Source organism: Catonella sp. (assembly GCF_052173895.1).
Classification (GTDB): Bacteria; Bacillota; Clostridia; order Lachnospirales; family Lachnospiraceae; genus Catonella.
This window is the reverse complement of record NZ_JBQMXS010000101.1, coordinates 1-2,820: the sequence shown is the minus strand read 5'-3', so window position 1 is coordinate 2,820 and position 2,820 is coordinate 1. Positions and strand designations below refer to the sequence as shown.

Annotated in this window: 3 protein-coding genes; 1 reads left to right on the top strand and 2 read right to left on the bottom strand. The window is 37.2% G+C overall.

Annotated features, from left to right (window positions below; all coding sequences use genetic code 11):
- Both ACTTG8_RS10165 and ACTTG8_RS10160 read right to left on the bottom strand, forming a co-directional pair.
- The coding region (locus tag ACTTG8_RS10165) for a COG2426 family protein (protein ID WP_442561991.1) at positions 1-317 on the bottom strand (317 nt) is incomplete at its 3' end.
- 11 nt (positions 318-328) lie between these two features.
- Positions 329-856, bottom strand: a complete 528-nt coding sequence (locus ACTTG8_RS10160) for a hypothetical protein (RefSeq protein ID WP_442561990.1) — start codon at positions 854-856, stop codon at positions 329-331.
- 312 nt (positions 857-1,168) lie between these two features.
- On the opposite strand from ACTTG8_RS10160, the gene nifJ reads away from it, so the two are divergent.
- On the top strand, positions 1,169-2,820 hold a 1,652-nt coding region (nifJ, locus tag ACTTG8_RS10155; protein WP_442561989.1), incomplete at its 3' end, for a pyruvate:ferredoxin (flavodoxin) oxidoreductase.

Sequence of the window (2,820 nt, the reverse complement as noted above, 5' to 3'; positions counted from 1 at the left end):
AGAGGTATGCCTACAAAGAGGGTAAGTGCAAGATATAAGCCAAATCCTGCCTTATTTTCTAGTTTTTTGCCTGCTCTATATCCTTTTTCGAGGAAGAATGTGAATATCTTTCCTATGTAAGGCTTGTCTTTTCCCCAGTGAAGTATCTTTCCTGCAAAAAGGAAGATAAAGGGGATTGGGAGCATATTTCCGATTATGGATATAGCGTAAGCTGTAAGGGGGCTTACTCCTATGGCTGTGGCAAAAGGAATAGCACCACGCAGCTCAATAAGGGGTAGCATTGAAATAAAAAATACTTGTAAATATTTAATTAGCATGAAACCTCACTTTATGGGAGGTAGAAGGCAGGGATGGATACATCTTCACTTCCATACATTTTTTTGGCAAAAAGAGCAGATATAGCCTTAAATGTTTCATCTGAATAATGAAGATCAAGAATCTTTGATATGCAATGGAAAGTATTAGGTGAGATACAAACTCCCCAAGTATCAGGAAGATTAGATGTCTCAGAAGATGAAATCATAAGTGGAGTAATAGTAATAATATCTTCAGTATCTACATTGCAGGCAAAGATGATTAATTGCTCTTTATCGTCTAATTTGAATGTAAGTTCATATCCCTTGCAGTCATTTTTGTTAGCAAAGAAAGAGGACGCATCAGCCTTTATGGCAGCGGTATTAAGTAAAACATTTTTATCCAAGAAAGGGATAGATTTTACCAGTTCAATCAGTTTATTTATACTACTTTGACTAAGAATATCGCCGCTTATTGAATCGTTGTCTTTTTTATTAAGTAAAAATTTAATTAAGGCATCAATTTCATCCTGTGAAAGTAGTGACATATTTTTTTCAGACATAAAAACCTCGCTTTCAAAATTTAAAGTATTTATATTATTATAACAACCTCATGCCAAAAATACAATGGAAAAGTGGGGGAAGAGATAAGAAAAATACGATAATGATAGTTGTTATCAAAATTATCTGAAAATTATTGAGAAATTACATCAATTAACGCAAATTGCACAATAAAAATACATTAATAACCTTTACAGAATTAAACTTAAATAGTAGAATTAAAGGGAATGTTATAAAGTTTGTAACAAATGTTTTAAATCCTAAGTGTTAGGAATATTAGTATTAATATTATTTAAAATTTAAGGAGGCTATCTATGGCTAGATCGATGAAAACTATGGATGGAAATACAGCCGCTGCTCATGTGTCCTATGCATTTACAGATGTGGCAGCTATCTATCCTATTACACCTTCTTCACCTATGGCTGATTACACAGATCAGTGGGCTACTCAGGGAAGAAAAAATATTTTTGGACATGAAGTTATTATGTCGGAGATGCAGTCTGAGGGTGGTGCAGCAGGAGCAGTACATGGCTCATTACAGGCAGGTGCTTTAACTACTACTTATACAGCGTCTCAGGGACTTTTACTTATGCTCCCTAATATGTATAAGATTGCAGGAGAATTACTTCCTACAGTATTTCATGTATCAGCTCGTGCACTTGCAAGCCATGCACTTTCTATATTTGGAGATCATTCGGATGTTTACGCCTGTCGTCAGTCAGGTTATGCTATGCTTTGTGCAAACAGCGTGCAGGAGGTTATGGATCTTGGTGCAGTAGCACATCTTAGTACCATTGAGAGTCGTGTACCTTTCCTTCATTTTTTTGACGGTTTTAGAACTTCACATGAAATTCAGAAAATTGAAACATGGGATTATGATGATTTAAAAGATATGTGCAATATGGAGGCTGTTGCTGCATTTAGAAATAAATCACTTAACCCTAACCGTCCATTACAGCGTGGTACAGCTCAGAACCCTGATATCTTCTTCCAGGCAAGAGAGGCGTCTAACCGTTTTTATGATGTAGTGCCTGATGTTGTTCAGACTTATATGGACAAGGTTAATGCTAAGATTGGTACTAATTACAAACTTTTTAACTACTATGGAGCAGAGGATGCAGACAGAGTAATTATAGCTATGGGTTCAGTCTGTGAAACAATAGACGAAACAATCGACTATATGAATGCTAACGGACATAAGGTTGGTGTTGTTAAGGTTCGTCTTTACAGACCTTTCTCTGCTAAACACCTTATTGCAGCTCTTCCTGAGACTGTTAAGAACATTATTGTGCTTGACCGTACAAAAGAGCCGGGTTCTCTCGGTGAGCCTCTCTACCTTGATGTAGTAGCATCTCTTCGTGGAACAAAGTTTGAGTCCTGCCTTGTAACAACAGGTCGTTACGGTCTTGGCTCTAAGGATACAACTCCTGCTCAGATTATGGCAGCTTATAAGAATACAGAGAAGACAAGATTTACTATCGGTATCAAGGACGATGTAACCAATCTTTCTCTTGATATTACAGAAAATCCTTCAACAGCTCCTGCAGGAACTACCTCTTGTAAGTTCTGGGGACTTGGAGCAGATGGTACTGTAGGTGCAAATAAGAACTCTGTTAAGATTATCGGTGACCATACAGATAAATATGCTCAGGCTTATTTTGACTATGATTCAAAGAAATCAGGTGGTGTAACTATTTCTCACCTTCGTTTCGGTGATAAGAAGATTAACTCTACCTATCTTATAAATAAGGCAGATTTTGTTGCCTGTCACAATCCTTCCTATGTACGCAAGTATGATATGGTACAGGATATTAAAGACGGTGGAACCTTCCTTCTTAACTGTCCTTGGGATGTAAATGAGCTTTCAGAGCGTCTTCCGGGTCAGGCTAAGAAGTACATTGCTGAGCATGGTATCAAACTCTATACAATAGACGGTATCAAGATTGGTAAGGAAATCGGTCTTGG

Excerpts from the sequence above, each read along its gene's own strand:
- ACTTG8_RS10160 (WP_442561990.1), bottom strand. The coding sequence starts at position 856 with ATGTCTGAAAAAAATATGTCACTACTTTCACAGGATGAAATTGATGCC.